This window comes from Streptomyces sp. NPDC005799 (assembly GCF_040630525.1).
Lineage (GTDB): Bacteria > Actinomycetota > Actinomycetes > Streptomycetales > Streptomycetaceae > Streptomyces > Streptomyces griseorubiginosus_B.
The window spans coordinates 331617-349863 of the sequence record NZ_JBEXXQ010000003.1; the positions used below are offsets into that span (position 1 = coordinate 331617).

Annotated in this window: 14 protein-coding genes; 7 read left to right on the forward strand and 7 right to left on the reverse strand. The window is 70.3% G+C overall.

Going from position 1 to position 18247, the window contains the following annotated elements:
* Nucleotides 1-13 precede the first annotated feature (13 nt).
* Nucleotides 14-1531 (reverse strand): glutamate--cysteine ligase, encoded by a 1518-nt coding sequence (locus ABZ453_RS05245; protein ID WP_359011714.1) that lies wholly within the window; start codon nt 1529-1531, stop codon nt 14-16.
* Between the two features lie 548 nt (nt 1532-2079).
* Here ABZ453_RS05245 and ABZ453_RS05250 point away from each other — a divergent pair.
* The 3 genes from ABZ453_RS05250 (at nt 2080) to ABZ453_RS05260 (ending at nt 4535) form a co-directional block, all read left to right on the forward strand.
* Entirely contained in the window at nt 2080-2664 is a 585-nt protein-coding gene (locus ABZ453_RS05250; protein ID WP_359011716.1) for a hypothetical protein, read from the forward strand.
* A 387-nt stretch (nt 2665-3051) separates the two neighbouring features.
* Nucleotides 3052-3246 carry a DUF5999 family protein gene (locus ABZ453_RS05255; protein ID WP_133047485.1) on the forward strand — a complete coding sequence of 65 codons (195 nt, stop codon included), beginning with the start codon at nt 3052-3054 and terminating at the stop codon, nt 3244-3246.
* Between the two features lie 236 nt (nt 3247-3482).
* Nucleotides 3483-4535: a LacI family DNA-binding transcriptional regulator gene (locus ABZ453_RS05260; RefSeq protein WP_359011718.1), complete on the forward strand. Its 1053-nt coding sequence runs from the start codon at nt 3483-3485 to the stop codon at nt 4533-4535.
* Nucleotide 4536: 1 nt separating this feature from the next.
* On the opposite strand, the gene ABZ453_RS05265 is transcribed toward ABZ453_RS05260, so the two are convergent.
* The 5 genes from ABZ453_RS05265 to ABZ453_RS05285 form a co-directional block, all read right to left on the reverse strand.
* Nucleotides 4537-5583, reverse strand: coding sequence for an endo-1,4-beta-xylanase (locus ABZ453_RS05265; RefSeq protein ID WP_359011720.1), 1047 nt, complete (start codon nt 5581-5583; stop codon nt 4537-4539).
* A gap of 52 nt (nt 5584-5635) precedes the next feature.
* Entirely contained in the window at nt 5636-6457 is an 822-nt protein-coding gene (locus ABZ453_RS05270; RefSeq protein ID WP_359011722.1) for a carbohydrate ABC transporter permease, read from the reverse strand.
* Nucleotides 6454-7452, reverse strand: a complete 999-nt coding sequence (locus tag ABZ453_RS05275; RefSeq protein WP_359011724.1) for a sugar ABC transporter permease — start codon at nt 7450-7452, stop codon at nt 6454-6456. The genes ABZ453_RS05270 and ABZ453_RS05275 overlap by 4 nt, the downstream gene beginning before the upstream one ends.
* Nucleotides 7453-7461: 9 nt before the next feature.
* Nucleotides 7462-8754, reverse strand: a complete 1293-nt coding sequence (locus ABZ453_RS05280; protein ID WP_359011768.1) for an extracellular solute-binding protein — start codon at nt 8752-8754, stop codon at nt 7462-7464.
* A gap of 393 nt (nt 8755-9147) precedes the next feature.
* Nucleotides 9148-11010, reverse strand: coding sequence for an NAD-binding protein (locus tag ABZ453_RS05285; RefSeq protein WP_359011726.1), 1863 nt, complete (start codon nt 11008-11010; stop codon nt 9148-9150).
* A 577-nt stretch (nt 11011-11587) separates the two neighbouring features.
* On the opposite strand from ABZ453_RS05285, the gene ABZ453_RS05290 reads away from it, so the two are divergent.
* The 4 genes from ABZ453_RS05290 (at nt 11588) to ABZ453_RS05305 (ending at nt 15229) form a co-directional block, all read left to right on the forward strand.
* A complete protein-coding gene (locus tag ABZ453_RS05290; protein WP_359011728.1) occupies nt 11588-13534 on the forward strand; it encodes an amino acid transporter in 1947 nt (648 codons plus the stop codon).
* A gap of 105 nt (nt 13535-13639) precedes the next feature.
* Nucleotides 13640-13804, forward strand: a complete 165-nt coding sequence (locus ABZ453_RS05295) for a hypothetical protein (RefSeq protein ID WP_359011730.1) — start codon at nt 13640-13642, stop codon at nt 13802-13804.
* Between the two features lie 514 nt (nt 13805-14318).
* Nucleotides 14319-14714, forward strand: a complete 396-nt coding sequence (locus ABZ453_RS05300; RefSeq protein ID WP_359011732.1) for a helix-turn-helix transcriptional regulator — start codon at nt 14319-14321, stop codon at nt 14712-14714.
* A gap of 95 nt (nt 14715-14809) precedes the next feature.
* Complete coding sequence (locus tag ABZ453_RS05305) at nt 14810-15229, forward strand: TOBE domain-containing protein (protein WP_359011734.1); 420 nt, start codon at nt 14810-14812, stop codon at nt 15227-15229.
* 45 nt (nt 15230-15274) lie between these two features.
* Here the strand turns inward: ABZ453_RS05305 and gcvP are convergent, their stop codons facing one another.
* Nucleotides 15275-18160 (reverse strand): aminomethyl-transferring glycine dehydrogenase, encoded by a 2886-nt coding sequence (gcvP, locus tag ABZ453_RS05310; RefSeq protein WP_359011736.1) that lies wholly within the window; start codon nt 18158-18160, stop codon nt 15275-15277.
* Nucleotides 18161-18247: the final 87 nt, after the last annotated feature.

The window sequence follows — 18247 nt, forward strand, 5'->3', positions numbered from 1 at the left end:
ACCCATCGCCCCCTCACCCGGCGGGCACGGGTTCGGGCAGCCCCACGGGCCAGGTGTGCACCGGCTCGCCCGCGAGCGACAGCTCGCGATACCTGCGGGTGGTCGCGGCCAGCGCGGCGTCGCGCGTCATGCCGGTCTCCAGCGCCCGGTGGAAGGTCGCCGCCTGCCAGGTCGCGCCGTTGGCGCGGCGCCGGCAGCGCTCCTCGATCACGCCCAGGTAGAGGTCCCGGTCCGCGGGCTCGATCCCCCAGGCGTCCAGTCCGGTGGCGGCTAGCGGCAGCAGTTCGTCGCGCACCAGGGTCACCGCGTCGACCTCGGCCGTCCCGCCGTACCGTCCGCGGCGCGGCCACTGCAACCGCGCCTCGATGCCGTACTTGCAGGCGGCGTCGAAGTTGGCGGCGGCCGCCTCGAAGGACAGCCGGGTCCACACCGGCCTGGACTCCTCGGCGAGGGCGCGGACGAGGCCGTAGTAGAAGGCGGCGTTGGCGATGACGTCCGTGATGGTGGGTCCCGCGGGCAGGACGCGGTTCTCGACGCGCAGGTGCGGGACACCGTCGGCGATGCCGTAGACGGGGCGGTTCCAGCGGTAGACGGTGCCGTTGTGCAGGACCAGTTCGTGCAGTCCGGGGATGCCGCCCGCGTCGAGGACGTCGAGCGGCTCCTCGTCGTCGCAGATGGGCAGCAGGGCCGGGAAGAAGCGCAGGTTCTCCTCGAAGAGCTCGTGCGCGGAGGAGATCCAGCGCTCCCCGAACCAGGTGCGCGGGCGCACGCCCTGCGCCTGCAGCTCGGGCGGGCGGGTGTCGGTGGACTGCTGGAACAGCGGGGGCCGCGACTCGCGCCACAGCTCGCGGCCGAACAGGAACGGCGAGTTGGCGCCGACGGCGATCTGCGCGGCGGTGACGGCCTGCGCGGCGTTCCACACGTCGGCGAAGCGGCCCGGGGTGACCTGGAGGTGCAGCTGCACCGAGGTGCAGGCGGCCTCCGGGGCTATGGACTTGGAGGTGCAGGTGAGGCGCTCCACGCCGTCGATGTCCAGCGCGAAGTCCTCACCGCGGGCGGCCACGATCTGATCGTTGAGCAGGGCGTAGCGGTCGACCGCGGAAAGGTTGGTGGAGACCAGGTCGTCCCGGTCGAGCGTGGGCAGAATGCCGATCATCACGATTCCGGCGTCGAGTTCGCCGGCTTTCCGGTCGGCATATGCCAGGGAGGTGCGGAGTTCCTCGGCGAGCCGGTCGAATACCCGGCCACCCAGAGGATGTGGGGCTATGTTGACTTCCAGGTTGAACATGGCGAGTTCTGTTTGGAAATCTCGGCTCGCGATGCGTTCGAGGACCTGCGCATTGAGCATTTTCGGCATCCCGTCGGCGCCGGTCAGATTCAATTCGATCTCCAGCCCCATGAGATTCCTCGGGCGATCGAACCGCTTCTCGGCCAGGAGCCGCTCCAGTCCCGTCAGACACCTGCGGAGCTTGTCCCGGTAGAGCTGACGATCGGAGAGGTCGATCCGACCTGCCACGACCTTCTCCCCCATCGAAGCTTCCCTCCTGGATCGGGCGGCTCGACGATTCGGCCGCCGGTGTCGGGTCACGTGGGATGATGCCCCGCCTCGGCGATCGATAACGTCCCCACAGCCCTCCGTCGGGCGCTACTCTGGTGGGACGTGACCGGCGGCACATTCACCGGGCATGCAGCACGGCGCAGTTTCGCGCCGACAAGAACTCGTGAAAAACGCCGACGAGAATGGGCCGACCGCTCCCGGGGTATTACCCGAGGTCACCGCCGTAAGGCCGGAGCGGAAACGGGATGATTCCCGCACATCGCCGACCGGATACGCCCTTGCCGGGCGCACCGGAAACGGCTAGCCGAAACACCGTGTGAACATATGTCGTATAAACTCCGCGAACAGGCAGAGGGTTGGCGCCCAGGTCGTGGAACCTGCCGTCGGGGTGACGTACGGCAGGCCTCATCACACTCCTCGTTCCCAGACCCCGGCCCCCGACACTCTCGCCCCGTGAGCAGACAGCGCCGTCCGCCCCCGCCCTCGCGCCACCGTGCCTGTCGAATGAGAGGCGACCCACCATGCCGCTGCATGTCCCCCCGGCTCCCGCACCCGCCCTTCGCACCGTCCTCACCGCACTCGGTTCGCCCACCGCGGTCCGCGAGGCCCGAACGCCCTCCCTGCTGCGAGCACAGGGGCCCGCCACCCCCGAACTCCCACTGCCCGTCCATGTCCTCGACCAGCCGGCCCAGGACGGCACCTCCGTCACCCGGCTCGCCGGGTGGCGCTTCCTCATCCGCTGCGGCGACCGCGCGGTGGCCGCGGCCGAGACCATGCTGACCGCGGACGGCTGGGCCTTCTCGCACTTCTTCGAAGGGCCCTACATCGCCTCCACCGAGCGCGCGCTGCGCCAGGCCGAGACGATGAAACAGTCGTACCAGCCGCGCCTGCTGTCGGTGCCGAGCCTGTACATGCTCACGCTCTGGCTGCACGGCGACTGCACGGCCGACGCCTCCACCGGCCACCCCGCCCCGACCGACCTGCTCGTCCCGCTCGCGCCGGCGCCGCCCGGCATCGCGGCCCACCGCCCGCTCCGCGTCGCCGAACTGCTTCCCGTGCTGAGCCATCGGGTGACTGCGGTTCCGCTGCTCGGCCAGATCGCCTGAAATCCCCTCCCGCCAACCCGCCCGTACCCCGTCGCCGAATTCCCGGTGACGGGGTACGACGCTGTTTGGCACCGCATTCCGCTCGTACGAGCAATTAACTGCTCGTACGAGCCGGGAAACGCCATCCGACCCGGACGGACTAGCCCTATCCGGCCCCCCTGAACCACCCGAAGTGACAGTGCAGTTGGACTGAACCGTCCGCCCGGCGGATGCGTCATCAACCTGTGAAGAAGTGGTGCGTCGAAATGCCTGCGGATTGACGTCCGTGGGGCAACACTGGACTGGACCGAATTATCACAACGGGGGGCGGCCATGGACGACACGTCAAGCCGCGTGACAGACACGACAGCCATCACACACACGACGACCCAGCGAAAGATCCCACCAATGTGCCAGCACCAGCCACCGTGCCCTTCAGCCGACTCCGCCGACCGGGAATCCGCCCGCCTCGTGGCGCACCACCCGGAGCAGGGGTGGAGCCTGCTGTGCAACGGCGTTCTGCTCTTCGAGGACACCGGTGAGCTCCTGCCCGACGGTCAGATCATCGCCCCGCACCGCAGCCAGGTGATGACCGCCGCCTGAGGCGAGGCCGGGCGGCACCGAGCCGTCCGGTGACATCCGGGGCCGGTCGCGGACCTGAACCGCGAGCCGGCCCCTACGTATGTCCGGCCCCGATCACTGACCGTAGTTACCCGCGCGTACTGAAGTGACGGGATGGCTCGGCCCGGATCCCGGGGTGATCTCCCTTCCCACGGACGCCCATTTTCCGGAAGTCTTCCGGAAGACTTCCGGAAGTTTCGCCGGAAGCGTCCACGGAGGTGGGGGTAGTGGCAGCAGACCAGGCCGGGGAGGCGCCCGAGAGGCGGGGCCGCGTCACGATCACGGAGATCGCACGGCAGGCCGGGGTCTCGGTGCCGACGGTGTCGCGGGTCGTCAACGGACGGTCCGACGTGTCGCCGAGGACCCGGGCCCGGGTGGAGGACCTGCTGCTGCGGCACGGCTACCGCAAGCGCCCCACCGCCTCCGGCAGCGGTGCGGCCCTGCTGGACCTCGTCTTCAACGACCTCGACAGCCCCTGGGCGGTGGAGATCATCCGGGGCGTGGAGGAGGTGGCGCACGCGGCCGGGGTCGGCACGGTGGTGTCGGCGATCCACGGGCGCTCGGGAGACGCCCGCGAATGGATGCGCAACCTCCGATCCCGCGCCTCGGACGGCGTCATCCTGGTCACCTCGGCCGTGGAGCCGGTGCTGCACGAGGAGTTGCGGGCCCTCGGCGTCCCACTGGTCGTCGTCGACCCGGCGGGCTCCCCCGCCCTCGACGTGCCCACCATCGGCGCGGCCAACTGGTCCGGCGGCATGGCGGCCACCGACCATCTGCTGTCTCTCGGCCACCGCCGGATCGGCCTGATCGCGGGCCCGTCCCGGCTGCTGTGCTCCCGCGCCCGTCTGGACGGCTACCGGGCGGCCCTGGAGGGCGCCGGCGTCGCCCTGGACGAAACCCTGGTCGTCCCCGGCGACTTCCACCCCGAGTCCGGCTTCCGGGGCTGCAACACCCTCCTCGACCTCCCCGAACCGCCGACCGCCGTCTTCGCGACCAGCGACCAGATGGCGCTCGGCGCGATCGAGGCGCTGCGCCGACGCGGCCTGCGTGTGCCGGAGGACATGAGCGTGGTCGGTTTCGACGACCTCCCCGAGGTCCGCTGGTCCGCTCCCCCGCTGACCACGGTCCGCCAGCCCCTGGCCGACATGGGCAAACTGGCGGTCCGTACGGCCCTGCGGCTGACCCGCGACGAACGGCCGGACTCACCACGCGTGGAGCTGGGCACGGAGCTGGTGGTGCGGTCCAGCACCGCACCACCAGCACTGCCCTGAGCTAGTGCAGAGCCTTCCTGATCGCGAAGTACGCGGGCTTGGGCGCGAGTTGCTCGTCCCAGGGCAGTGCGGCGCCCTCCCCCGGGAAGAAGGCCGGGATCCAGGAGTACTTGTCGGTGTAGTCCCAGATCGTGATGCCCACGCAGCGGCGGACCGCCAGACAGGCCGAGGTCAACCGGCCGTACCAGTCCGCCTGTTCCGCCAACGTGTCGTCGGTCGCCGGGAGGATCATCCGGATGTCGACCTCGGTGAGCGCGGTGTCCAGACCGAGCCGGGAGAACCGGCGCAGGTTGTCCTCCAGGGTGGCCGGATAGCCGTACTGGAGCGCGAGGTGGGCCTGCAGGCCGATGCCGTCCAGCGGGACTTTCTGTGCCTTGAGGTCCTTGGCCAGCTGGTAGTACGCGTCCGACTTCGGGCCGACCGCCTCGATGTTGTAGTCGTTCAGGTACAGCTTGGCGTGCGGGTCGGCCTGGTGCGCCCAGCGCAGCGCGTCGGCGATGTATCCGGGGCCGAGCGTCTTGTACCAGATGGTCTCCCGGTAGGTGCCGTCCTCGTTGAACGCCTCGTTGACGACGTCCCAGGAGTAGACCTTGCCCCGGTAGTGCCGTACCTCCGTCTGGATGTGGTTCTTCAGCACCGCCCGCAGGTCGGTCGCCGTCCAGTCGCGGCCGGTGAGCCAGCTCGGCAGCTGGCTGTGCCAGACCAGGGTGTGGGCCCGTACCCGCTGATGGTTCTCGCGGGCGAGGTTCACTATCTGGTCGCCGTTGCTCCAGTCGAAGAGGCCCTGTTGCGGCTCGGTGGCATACCACTTCATGCCGTTGCCGGGCGTGATCATGTCGAACTCCTTGCCGAGCAGGGCCGTGTAGGCGCTGTCGGTGAGTTCGGGGTTGTCGGTCGCGCTGCCGAAGTAGCGGCCTTGGCGCTCGGCCAGCTCCGCGAGCGTCGGCTGCCTGGGGCTCGCCTGGGCCGACGGCCCGGCGGCGAGGCCGGCCACGACCAGGCCGGCGGCGAGCGCGCCGGCGAGTCTGAGTCGGGTGGTCTTGCGCATGGTGCGACTCCTCACGGTGTGTGGTGTGGGGCCGTACGTCCGCCGGCGCTCGTCATCCCTTCGTGGCGCCGGCGGTGAGGCCGCCGACGAGCTGGCGCTCGGCGACCGAGTAGAGGGCGAGTGCGGGGACCATCGCCAGGACGAGGTAGGCGAAGACGCGGGCGTACTCGGCGGAGTACTGGCCCTGGAACTGCACGACGCCGAGGGGCAGCGTCCACCACTTGGAGTCGGTGAACACCAGCAGCGGCAGCATGAAGTTGTTCCAGCTGGCGACGACGGCGAGCACGGAGACCGTGCCGAGCGCGGGCCGTGCCATGGGCAGCAGCACCCGCCAGAAGAATCCGAAGGCGCTGCACCCGTCCAGCGTGGCCGCCTCCTCCAGCTCTCCCGGGATCTGCCGGAAGAAGCCCCGCAGGATGATGATGGTCATCGGCAGCCCGAAGGCGGCCTGAGGGAGGATCACGCCGAGCGGGTTGTCCAGCAGGTCCAGGTACCGCAGGATCAGGAACAGCGGCAGGACGGCCACCGCGAAGGGGAACATCAGCCCCATCGTGAAGAACATGAACAGCACCTCTCGCCCGCGGAAGGCGAACCGGGCGAAGGAGAAGGCGGCGAGGGCGGACACGGCGACCACGAGCACGGTCGTCGCCACCGCCACCAGGGTGCTGTTGCCGAGCAGCCGCCAGAAGTCGCCCGAGCCGAGGATGTCGGTGTAGTTCCCGGTCAGCCAGTGCTCGGGCAGCCCGAAGGGGTTGCGGGATAGTTCGTCGGTCGACTTGAAGCCGGACAGGGCGGCGTACAGCAGGGGTACCACCACCACCGCGCCGACCAGCACGAGCACGACGTGCAGCGGCAGTTTGCGCAGGGTCTTCACGCGCCGTCTCCCCTCATGGTCGTGGTGGCTCCCTCGAGGTCGCGGCGGAGCACGAACCGCTGGTAGGCGAGGGCGAAGACGAGACAGACGCCGAACATGACCACGCTGATCGCGCTGGCGTAGCCGACCTGGTAGCGCTTGAAGCCGTACTGGAACATGGTCACGGCCATCGTCTCGGAGTGATGGTCGGGTCCGCCCTGGGTGATCACCCAGACCAGGTCGAACAGTTGGATGGACCCGATGACGGAGAGGAAGACGCTGATGCGCAGGGTGGGTGCGAGCAGCGGCAGGGTGACGTTGCGGAAGCGCTGCCAGGGGCCGGCGCCGTCGATCAGCGCGGCCTCCGTCAACTCGGCCGGGATGGACTGGAGTCCGGCGAGGTAGAGCATCATGTGGAAGCCGAAGTACTTCCACGTCATGACGAGGAAGAGGGTCGCCATGACGTAGGAGGGGTCGGCGAACCACTCCCCGCCGATCCCGCCCAGGCCGACGGCGCCGAGCACATGGTCGGCGAGCCCGTCGTCCGGGGCGAAGACCATGCTGAACAGGACGCCGGTGATGGCCTCGGACAGCACGTACGGGGCGAAGAACAGCATCCGGTAGACGGCCCGGCCGCGCAGCCGCTGGTTCAGCGCCACCGCCATGGCCAGCGCGAACGGCAGCTGCAGGACGAGTGAGAGGCCGACCAGGAGCAGACAGCGCCACAGGTCGCCGAGGAAGACGTCGTCCTTGAAGAGCTGGGTGAAGTTGTCGGTGCCGATGTAGTCGGAGGGCATGCCGAAGCCGCCCCAACGGAAGAAGGCAGCGTACAGCGCGAACAGCATCGGCAGCAGCACCAGGCCGATGAAGAGCACCAGCGCGGGCACCTGGAAGCCGACCGCGGTGAGCCAGTTGACCAGCCGCCGGCGCGCCCGGCCGCGTCCCGGCCTCGCCACGGGGGAGGTCGGGGCGAGGCCGGTGCCGGTCCGCTCGTCCGGGAGGAAAGTGGAGGTCATCGCCGGCTACTACGCTTCCTTCGCGGCCTTGGTGATCGACTGGGTGACCTGCTCGGGCGACTTGGAGCCGGCGATGAGCGCGGAGACGCTGTCGTTGACCTCCTGGCCGACGGCGGGCGCGTACGCCTGGTCGAGGTAGAGCTGGAAGCCGGTGGCGCCCTCCAACTGCGCCTGCACCGCCTTGGTGTTGGGGTCCGACAGGCCCTTCTCCGCGCCGGGCACGATCGGCAGGGTGTTGGTCTTCTTGACCAGTTCGAGGTCGGTGGACTCGGAGGCGAAGAACTTCAGGAAGTCGACGGCCGCCTGCGGCGCGCCCTTGCGCAGCGCGTGCCCGCCGCCACCGCCGAACACCTCGGTGATCGCGCCCTTTCCGCCCTCGACGGCCGGGAAGGGGAAGAAGCCCAGGTTCGAGCCGAGACCCTTGCCGGAGTCGGCCTCGACGACCGGGGCCCACTGGCCCATCAGCTCCATGGCCGCCTTGCCGTTGCCCATGGTGGCGGCCTGTCCGGTCGGGGTGGAGTACGAGGCGCCCAGGAACCCCTTCTGGAACGGCTGGAGTTTGACGAGGTCCTGGAGGTGCTGCCCGGCCTGGACCAGCCCGGGGTCGCTGAAGTCCTTGTCGTCGCTGGCCTTCTGGAGGGCGGCGATACCGGCCGTGCGCATGGCGAGGTAGGCCCAGTAGTACATCTCGGGCCACTTCTCCTTGCCGGCGAGGGCGATGGGCGTGATGTTCTTCGCCTTGAGCTTCTTCACCGCCTCGAGGAATCCGCTCCAGGTGGTGGGGGGCGTGCTGATGCCCGCCTGCTGGAAGAGCGCCTTGTTGTACCAGAAGCCGATCATGCCGATGTCGAACGGGATGCCGTACACCTTCTTGTCGAAGAGGTACGGCTGCTTCGCCACCGGCAGCACGCCGTCGGCCCACGGCTTGGTGCGGTCGGTGAGGTCCTCGACGAGCCCCGCGTCGATCTGTTGCCTGAGCACGCCGCCGCCCCAGGTGTGGAAGATGTCCGGCAGCTTCCCGGAGGCGGTCAGCGCGGTCATCTTGGACTTGTAGGCGTCGTTCTCCAGCTGCACGATCTTCAGCTTGACCTTGGGGTTCTGGGCCTCGAACTTCTTGGCCAGTCCGGCCCAGACGGTCTTCGTCGGCTCGGTGGTGGAGATGTTCCACCACTCGATCGTGGTCGTGCCGTCCGCCGACGACCCGTCCGAGTCGCCGCCGCAGCCGCTCAGTGCGGTCATGCCCAGACCGGCCGCGGCGGAGGCCGCCAGGAAGCCGCGGCGGGACAGTGCCCGGTCGCCCATCATGCGCTCCTTGGGGTAGGGACGGCGTGTCCACGACCGTCCGCTGGACCGAAAGTTTCGGAGTTGATCCAGAAAGATGCGTTGTTGCCGCACCCTAGAGACAGCTCCCAAACGGTGGCAACCCCTTGTACACGGTGAATCTGCGGCCAACCTGCGTGGACGACCGGACCGTTGACGAGATCCCGGATTGATCGGACCCCTTACATGCGTCAGCCCCTCCGGAAGAACGTCGAAACATTCGAATGAGTCGACGAACCTTCCGGAGGGGCACTGCGCACTGTAGAAGCTCAGGTCTCGAAGCGATACCCCATGCGGGGCTTGGAGGAGCCGGGCCGTCAGCGCGGACGCATGGATCCAGGACGGGATCACCCAGCGCTCAGCACCAACCCGGTGTCACCTCCGCCCCCCAGGCGGACGCGACCGTACGCCCGTCATCAGGACGTCCAGTCCTCGCCGCGTCGTCGCCAGGACCACCCGGTCGCCCGCGACCAGCACCCGTCCCTGCGCCGGACGCCAGTCGAAGTCCGTCCGGTCGGGGTGAGGCGCGTCGGGGCCGCCCACGGCCGCCGATCCGGGCAGCGGACCTCGCGCGGCCCCGACGGCCAGCACCCGCCACTCGTTCTCCCGGAACGCCTCGTGCACCGAGCGCCCCTCCAGCTCGGGGTGCCCTGCCACGTCCACGCAGGTGAAGAGCAGCGACCCCCGCTCCACCGGCATCACCCCCAGCACATGGCGGCCCATCATCGCCGCGGCGAAGGAGGGCGCGGCCAACGCCGAGACGCTTCTGCTGCGGGTGAGGGCGTCCGGGTAGGAGGCGCGCAGGGTGCGCTGCACGGTCGCCGCGAACGCGTCGTCGTACAGCCGCGTCACCACCCGCACGGCGGGGTTGGTCTCCCGGACGGCCATGACGATGTCGAGGTTCCGGCCGTCGTCGCGGGTGAGGACGAGCAGCGAGCCGCTCTGCCGGACACGGGCCCGTTCGAGCACGGCCGGCTCCGTGGCGTCCTCCAGCAGCAGCGGTATCCCGAGCCGGCGGGCGAGGACGACGCCGCGTGCGCGCGGGTCGCGTTCGATGGCGACGACCTGATGCCCGGTGGCGTGCAGCCGGTCGAGTACGCGGGTGCCGACCATGCCCAGGCCGACCAGGACGATGTGGCCGTCCACGTCGTCGTCGGGCGGATGGCTCGCGGAGGCGGTACGGAAGGCGTCGGTGGCGTTCACCGTCGCGGCGACGACGAGCGGAAGGACGGCCAACCCCACGAAACCGGCGAGCAGTTGGAGCACCCTGCGGGCCACCGACTCCTCGGTGGCCGGGTCGCCCATGGTGAAGATGTCCAGCAACGGCAGGTAGATGTTCTTCCACCACGGGCGCTCGTCGGCGAAGAGCGCGGTCGCCGTCGACAGCCCGGCCACCACCGCCGCCAAGGCCCCATAAACGGCGGTGAGTTGATGGGAGAGGAAGACCTTCCACGGCAGATGGGCAAGGCGCGCCCGCACCCAGCTGCGCGGGCGGAAACGCCGGGTCCGCGCGGTCTGTTCGGCCGCGGGATGGCTGACCTCCTCCAGCATCAGCCGTCCGTGCGTGAACTGCCGGTGGTACGCAGTCCGGTCGTCGGGCAGCAATCGAATGCCGTCCTCGCCCGCGGTCTCCGCGCTGTCCCGGCTCGCGGGATCGTCCTGGTGGGCGCCGGACAGGACGGCGAGCGTGGCCAGGTCGGTGGTGTGCGGCTGCGTACCGGCGGGGCGTACGACCCCGCGGAAGACCTTCCCCTCGACCTGGAGGGTGTGCCCATGGCCCACCGCGGCGGCCGCCACCAGTTCCGGTACGGCGGTGTCGGCGTCGGACAGCACCGTGGTGGAGGTGTCCTGGCCGAGGTCGTCGCACAGCCCCGCCGCCCGGTCCAGCAGCCGCTCCAGATGCCGGCCGCGCTCACCGTCGAACATCCGCACCACCAGCCGCACCGAGGGGTTCACGGTCCGGGCCAGCAGGGCGCCCGTCATGTTGACCTGGTCGTCACGGTAGGTGAGGGCGAGCGCGGCGGCCCGCTCGACGCCCGCCGCGCGCAGCGTCCGCTCGTCGGGGCGGGCGGAGACATGCAGTTCGACCGGCGAGTCCGGATCCTGGTGCAGCGCGGCGATCCGCGCGCCGTGCTCGTCGCTCGTGGAGGGCAGCACGACGGTGACGATCTCGCCGCACACGGCGTCCAGTTCTACGGCCAGCCGGTGTGCGAGTCCGTCGTCGCCGCAGATCACCATGTGCTGCGATCTCTGACCGGCTGGCAGGGGGGCGGGGAGAGTTGACGTCACATCAGGCTGAACGGCAGGCACCATGAGGACTGTTCCAGCCGTGTACCTGACAGCATCCAAGATTACGTCAAGACCACGCCAAGACGCGGCGAGTACCGCCCCCGTCGAGCCTGCGGCGCTCGCACTGACCACCCCGGTCGTGGTCGTCACCCTCATCGCCCAGGGCACCGCGAGGAGGCCGCCGCCCGCGACCGGCTGACCGAGCACCCGGGAACCGTGCCCGCCGCGTCACCCGACCTGATCCACCGCTGGCGCCTCCGGCGCTCCCTGGACCGGCCCCGCCATGACAGAGGGTGTCCACCACTCGGGACGCGGCTCCGGCCCCCATACGGCCCAGAACTCGGCGAATCCGTGCAAGTCGGCCCGCCACATGTCCGTCAGCGCCCCCGCCAGCGAGTCTTAACGCAAGATTGACGCCCTCGACCGTCTCATCCGTGGGCCCACACGTAACTCTCCGCTTACGCTGGTGCCGCCGTCCGCGTGATGGCCAGAACCACACGACGGCCCGCACATCAGGAGCACGCCGATGGCCACGACCGAACACCCTCCCAGCCGTATGCGCGCCTGGATGCTGGAGGGGCTGGCCGACATGGGCAAGGGGATCCAGCAGGCCCCGCACGCCCAGCCGGAGCCCCCGCACAAGGGCCAGCGCTGGTACCGGGTCATGTGTCTGACCGGTGTGGACTACTTCTCGACCCTCGGCTACCAGCCCGGCATCGCGGCCCTGGCGGCCGGTCTCCTCTCACCGGTCGCGACCGTCGTGCTCGTGATCGTCACCCTGGCCGGCGCCCTGCCCGTCTACCGCCGGGTCGCCGAGGAGAGCCCGCACGGCGAGGGCTCGATCGCCATGCTGGAGCGGCTGCTGTCCTTCTGGAAGGGCAAGCTGTTCGTCCTCGCCCTGCTGGGCTTCGCCGCCACCGACTTCCTCATCACCATCACCCTGTCGGCCGCCGACGCCTCGACCCACCTCATCGAGAACCCGCACCTGACCAGCACCCTGCACGGCCAGCAGATGGTGATCACACTGGTCCTGGTCGCCCTGCTCGGCGCGGTCTTCCTCAAGGGCTTCCTGGAGGCCATCGGCGTCGCGGTCGCCCTGGTGGCCGCCTACCTCGGGCTCAACGCCGTGGTCGTGGCCGTCGGCTTCTGGCACGTCCTCACCGAGGGCCATGTGGTCACCGACTGGACCAGCGCCCTCACCGCTGAGCACGGGAACGTCTTCGCCATGATCGGCGTCTCCTTGCTGGTCTTCCCGAAGCTGGCGCTCGGTCTGTCCGGCTTCGAGACCGGCGTCGCGGTCATGCCGCACGTCCGGGGCGACGCCGGTGACACCGAGGAGAGCCCCAAGGGCCGTATCCGGGACACCAAGAAGCTGCTGACGACCGCCGCCCTGATCATGAGCGTCTTCCTGATCGCCACCAGCTTCATCACCACGGTGCTGATCCCGGAGAAGGAGTTCAAGACCGGCGGCCAGGCCAACGGCCGTGCCCTGGCCTACCTCGCGCACCAGTACCTGGGCGGCGCCTTCGGCACGGTCTACGACGTCTCGACCATCGCCATCCTGTGGTTCGCCGGCGCCTCCGCGATGGCCGGGCTGCTCAACCTGATGCCGCGCTACCTGCCCCGCTACGGCATGGCCCCGCACTGGGCCCGCGCCGTACGGCCCATGGTCATCGTGTTCACCCTGATCGCCTTCCTCGTCACCTGGATCTTCGACGCGAACGTCGACGCCCAGGGTGGCGCCTACGCCACCGGCGTCCTGGTGCTCATGTCGTCGGCCGCGATCGCGGTGACCATCGCCGCCCGGCGCGCGGGCCAGCGCGGCTGGACCATCGGCTTCGGCATCGTCTCGGCGGTCCTGCTCTACGTCACCGGTGCGAACGTCGTCGAACGCCCGGACGGCGTCAAGATCGGCGCCTGCTTCATCGCGGGCATCATCCTGGTCTCCCTGCTGTCCCGGCTGGCCCGCGCCTTCGAGCTGCGTGTCACGCATGTCGAGCTCGACGACATGGCACAACGATTCATCCGGGACGTGTCCAGCCGGAAGATACGGTTCATCGCCAACGAGCCCGGCCGACGCGACAAGGCCGAGTACCGCGACAAGATCGAGCAGATCCGCGCCGACAACGACATCCCCGGCGAGGACTTCGTCTTCGTGGAGGTCACGGTCACCGACCCGTCCGAGTTCGAGGCGGGCCTGACGGTGCACGGCGAGGTCCTGCACAACCGCTACCGCGTCCTCACACTGGAGTCCTCCTCCATCCCCAACGCCCTGGCCGCCCTCGCCCTCCACGTGCGCGACGCCACGGGCTGCATCCCGCACATCTACTTCGAGTGGACCGAGGGCACCCCCTTCGCCAACTTCCTGCGCTTCTTCCTCTTCGGCCAGGGCGAGGTCGCCCCGGTCACCCGGGAGGTCCTGCGGGAAGCGGAACCGGACCGCGCGCGGCGCCCCCGGGTCCACACCGGCTGAGCACGCGCATCCCCTCCGCGTAAGGCCCCCCAGGAAGCCGACGTACGGCGTCAGCGCCCCCTCAGCGGTGGCGCCCAGCCATTGAGGGCGCCCCACCGTCGCCCCATGCCCGGCAGCAGACGCCCGAGCCCGGTCGGGGACCGCCACTGGCGTGGCAGTGCCCGGCTCGCCGCGGGTGGCGCCCTCGCGTTCCGCGCGATGACCACGACCCTCAGCGCACCGCGCGCCCTCCCCGCGGGCCCTGGCCGGCCGACCGCACGCGGCCCCTGAGCGGGCGCCTGGTGCGCACGGACGCACTGATCGCCGTCCGGCAGTACAGCGGCGCCTCCACCCACCTGGTGCCGCGCGACGCCCACCGCGCCCGCTCGAACTCGACCCCCGCGTCCTGAAGGCCGCCCCCCTGATGTGGCACGAACTCGACAGGAGCGTGCGCCGCTCCATCGAACGCGGCACCCCGCGCCAGGGCAGGCAGGCGCGCCTCGGCCACCGAATCGACGATGAGACCGCGCTGGGCCTGTCCTGACGACAGCGACGGCGTCGTGCTCGTCCTGGCGGCCTCCTGCCAGGACGGCCATCAGGGTGGCCGCGGACCAGCACGCGGAGTGGACCGCCGTCGCCGGGTGGAATGCCGCCCGGTCACCGGATCGCTCACCTCGTCGGCGTCAAAGGCCTCGGCCCCACCACCGCGGACATACCCGGCGCCGTCCCGACCACCTTCGCCCACGGCACCGCTTTCGCACCGGCCCTTTCCACCGGCTCCCGGCCACGCCCCTATCGTTACGGCATGCAGAGCTACACGATCGGCCAGGCGGCGCGGCTGCTCGGCGTCAGCCCGGACACCGCGCGGCGCTGGGCGAACGCCGGCCGCGTGGTGACCCATCGCGACGAGGGCGGGCGGCGACTCATCGACGGCCGGGACCTAGCCGCCTTCTCCGTGGAACTCGCCAAGGCGGGCACCGGCGAGGAGGGGACCTCGTACACCTCGGTCCGCAACGCCTTCCCCGGCATCGTCACCGCGATCAAACTCGGCGACGTGGCCGCGCAGGTCGAGATCCAGGCCGGTCCGCACCGTCTGGTCTCCCTGCTGACTCGGGAGGCCGTGGAGGAGCTGGGCCTGGAGGTCGGCATGGAGGCCACGGCCCGCGTGAAGTCGACGAACGTCCACATCGACCGCGTCTGACCTCCCGGCCGGAACGCCCCGCGGCGACTACGGTGACCCGTGGGCGCAAACGCCCACAGGCCCCACCAATCCCCCATCTTCCGCGAGGCGTTCCCATGAGCCTGAGCATCCGCAACCAGATCCCCGGCACGGTCACCGCCGTCACCCCCGGCGAGGTCATGGCCACCGTCAAGGTCCGCCTCACCGGCGGCCAGGAGATCACCGCGGCGATCACACTGGAGTCCGTCGAGGAACTCGGCCTCACCGCGGGGACCGCCGTACGCGCCCTGGTGAAGTCGACGGAGGTGTCCCTGGCCACCGCGCCGGTCCCGGGCCTGTCCATCCGCAACCAACTGCCCGGCACGATCACCGACATCGCCACCGGCGGCGCCATGGCCTCCGTGAAGGTCGCGGTCGAGGGCGGCGAACTGACCTCCGCGATCACCAGGGACGCCGTGACCGACCTGGGCCTGACGACCGGCGCGTCCGTCGTCGCGCTGATCAAGTCGACCGAGGTGTCCCTGGCCACGGCCTGACACGAAGAGGGCCCCGCCGAAGCGGGGCCCTCATCCACGACCGGCTCAGTCCTCGTAGGCGTCCAGCGGCGGGCAGGAGCACACCAGGTTGCGGTCGCCGAAGGCCTGGTCGATCCGCCGCACCGGCGGCCAGTACTTGTCGGCGGCCGAGACACCGGCCGGGAAGACGGCCTCCTCGCGCGTGTACGCGTGCTCCCACTCGCCACCCAGGGCGCCGGCGGTGTGCGGCGCGTTGCGCAGCGGGCTGTCGTCCGCCGGCCACTCGCCCGCGCCGACCTTCTCGATCTCCGCGCGGATGGCGATCATCGCGTCGCAGAACCGGTCCAGCTCGGTCAGGTCCTCGGACTCGGTCGGCTCGATCATCAGCGTGCCGGCCACCGGGAAGGACATGGTCGGGGCGTGGAAGCCGTAGTCGATCAGCCGCTTGGCCACGTCGTCGACGCTCACCCCGGTCGCCTTGGTGAGCGGCCGCAGGTCGATGATGCACTCGTGCGCGACCAGGCCGCCGGGCCCGGTGTAGAGCACCGGGTAGTGCGGCTCGAGCCGCTTGGCGATGTAGTTGGCGGACAGCACGGCCACCTGCGTGGCCCGCTTGAGCCCCTCACCGCCCATGAGCCGGAGGTACGCCCAGGAGATCGGCAGAATGCCCGCGGAACCCCAGGGCGCGGCCGAGATGGGCCCCACGCCGGTCTCCGGGCCGGCCTCCGGCTGCAGCGGGTGGTTCGGCAGGTACGGCGCCAGGTGCGAGCGCACACCCACCGGGCCGACGCCCGGACCGCCGCCGCCGTGCGGGATGCAGAAGGTCTTGTGCAGGTTCAGGTGCGAGACGTCCCCGCCGAAGTGGCCCGGCTTGGCGAGGCCGACCAGCGCGTTGAGGTTGGCGCCGTCGACGTAGACCTGCCCGCCGGCCTCGTGCACCTGCGCGCAGATGTCGGCGACGTGCTCCTCGAACACCCCGTGCGTCGAGGGGTACGTGATCATCAGCACGGCCAGCTCGTCGCGGTACTGCTCGATCTTCGCCCGCAGGTCCTCCACGTCGATCTCGCCGTCCTCGGCGGTCTTCACGACGACGACCTTCATCCCGGCCATCACGGCGCTGGCGGCGTTCGTGCCGTGCGCGGAGGACGGGATCAGACACACGGTCCGCTGCTCGTCCCCGTTGGCCCGGTGGTATCCGCGTACGGCCAGCAGCCCGGCCAGTTCGCCCTGCGACCCGGCGTTCGGCTGCAGCGACACCTTGTCGTACCCGGTGACCTCGGCGAGACGTTCCTCCAGCTCGTGGATGAGCGTGAGGTAGCCCTGCGCCTGCTGGGCCGGCGCGAAGGGGTGCAGCTGACCGAACTCGGGCCAGGTGACCGGCTCCATCTCGGTGGTCGCGTTGAGCTTCATGGTGCAGGAGCCCAGCGGGATCATGCCCCGGTCGAGCGCGTAGTCCCGGTCGGCCAGCCGGCGCAGGTAGCGCAGCATGGCGGTCTCGGAGCGGTGCTGGTGGAACACGGGGTGGGTGAGGAAGTCGTCCCGGCGCAGCCGGTCCTCGGGCAGGGCCGCCCCGGCGACCGCGTCCAGCGTCTCGACGTCGCCATCGACCCCGAAGGCCGCCCACACGGCCGCCAGCTGGGCCCGCCCGGTCGTTTCGTCGCACGCGATCGACACCTGGTCGGCGTCGACGAGGCGCAGGTTGACGCCGTTGTCCCGGGCGTCCGCGACGACCTCGCCGGCCCGTCCGGGGACCCGCACGGTGAGCGTGTCGAAGTACGCCCCGTGCACCACCTCGACGCCTCCGGCCTTCAGACCCTCGGCGAGGATCGTGGCGTAGCGGTGCGTGCGCCAGGCGATGCTCCGCAGCCCCTCGGGACCGTGGTACACGGCGTACATCCCGGCCATGACCGCGAGCAGCACCTGCGCGGTGCAGATGTTGCTGGTGGCCTTCTCCCGCCGGATGTGCTGCTCACGCGTCTGCAGGGCCAGCCGGTACGCCTGGTGCCCGTCCGCGTCCACCGACACGCCCACGAGCCGCCCGGGCAGGCTGCGCGCGAACTTCTCGCGCACGGCCATGTAGCCCGCGTGCGGCCCGCCGAAGCCCATCGGCACACCGAAGCGCTGGGTCGTCCCCACCGCGATGTCGGCCCCGAGCTCGCCGGGCGACTTCAGCAGGGTGAGGGCGAGCAGATCGGCGGCGACGGTCACCAGGGCACCCAGTTCGTGCGCCTGGTCGATCACCGCCTTGATGTCGCGTACGGCACCGGAGGCGCCGGGGTACTGGACCAGCACGCCGTTGATCTCCCGCCCGGCGACCTCGGCCGGGATGCCGTCGCTCAGGTCGGCGACCACGACCTCCACGCCCGTCGGCTCGGCGCGGGTCTCGATCACGGCGATGGTCTGCGGCAGCACGTCCGCGTCGACCAGGAACAGGCCCTTCTTGTTCTTCCCCATACGGCGGGACAGGGACATGGCCTCGGCCGCCGCCGTCCCCTCGTCGAGCAGCGAGGCACCGGAGGTGGGCAGTCCGGTGAGGTCGGCGACCATGGTCTGGAAGTTGAGCAGGGCCTCGAGCCGCCCCTGGGAGATCTCGGGCTGGTACGGGGTGTACGCCGTGTACCAGGCGGGGTTCTCCATCACGTTCCGCAGGATCACGGGCGGGGTGAAGGTGCCGTAGTACCCGAGCCCGATCATGGAGCCGAGCACCTGGTTGCGGTCGGCCAGCGAACGCAGCTCGGCCAGCACCTCGGCCTCGGTCCGCGCTCCCGGCAGCTCCAGGGCATCGGCGTTCCTGATGACGTCCGGCACCGCGGCGGTGGTCAGCTCGTCCAGCGAGCCGTACCCGATGTGGGCGAGCATCTTCGCCCGGGCTTCCTGGTCGGGCCCGATGTGGCGCTGCTCGAAGGGGATCCCCTTCTCGAGCTCGGAGAGCGGAGTGCGATGGGCGGTCATTTGCGGAGGCCTCCTGGTCTGACACGACCTTCGAGGGGCACCACGGCACGGGTACCCGAACGGCCTCCCCCTCTGTCATCTCGACCT

Coding starts and splice junctions, on each gene's coding strand:
- ABZ453_RS05265 (WP_359011720.1), bottom strand. CDS start 5,583: ATGCGCAAGACCACCCGACTCAGACTCGCCGGCGCGCTCGCCGCCGGC.
- ABZ453_RS05300 (WP_359011732.1), top strand. CDS start 14,319: ATGCAGAGCTACACGATCGGCCAGGCGGCGCGGCTGCTCGGCGTCAGC.
- ABZ453_RS05280 (WP_359011768.1), bottom strand. CDS start 8,754: ATGGGCGACCGGGCACTGTCCCGCCGCGGCTTCCTGGCGGCCTCCGCC.
- ABZ453_RS05290 (WP_359011728.1), top strand. CDS start 11,588: ATGGCCACGACCGAACACCCTCCCAGCCGTATGCGCGCCTGGATGCTG.
- ABZ453_RS05275 (WP_359011724.1), bottom strand. CDS start 7,452: ATGACCTCCACTTTCCTCCCGGACGAGCGGACCGGCACCGGCCTCGCC.
- ABZ453_RS05255 (WP_133047485.1), top strand. CDS start 3,052: ATGTGCCAGCACCAGCCACCGTGCCCTTCAGCCGACTCCGCCGACCGG.
- gcvP (WP_359011736.1), bottom strand. CDS start 18,160: ATGACCGCCCATCGCACTCCGCTCTCCGAGCTCGAGAAGGGGATCCCC.
- ABZ453_RS05305 (WP_359011734.1), top strand. CDS start 14,810: ATGAGCCTGAGCATCCGCAACCAGATCCCCGGCACGGTCACCGCCGTC.
- ABZ453_RS05295 (WP_359011730.1), top strand. CDS start 13,640: ATGCCCGGCAGCAGACGCCCGAGCCCGGTCGGGGACCGCCACTGGCGT.
- ABZ453_RS05250 (WP_359011716.1), top strand. CDS start 2,080: ATGCCGCTGCATGTCCCCCCGGCTCCCGCACCCGCCCTTCGCACCGTC.
- ABZ453_RS05245 (WP_359011714.1), bottom strand. CDS start 1,531: ATGGGGGAGAAGGTCGTGGCAGGTCGGATCGACCTCTCCGATCGTCAG.
- ABZ453_RS05285 (WP_359011726.1), bottom strand. CDS start 11,010: ATGGTGATCTGCGGCGACGACGGACTCGCACACCGGCTGGCCGTAGAA.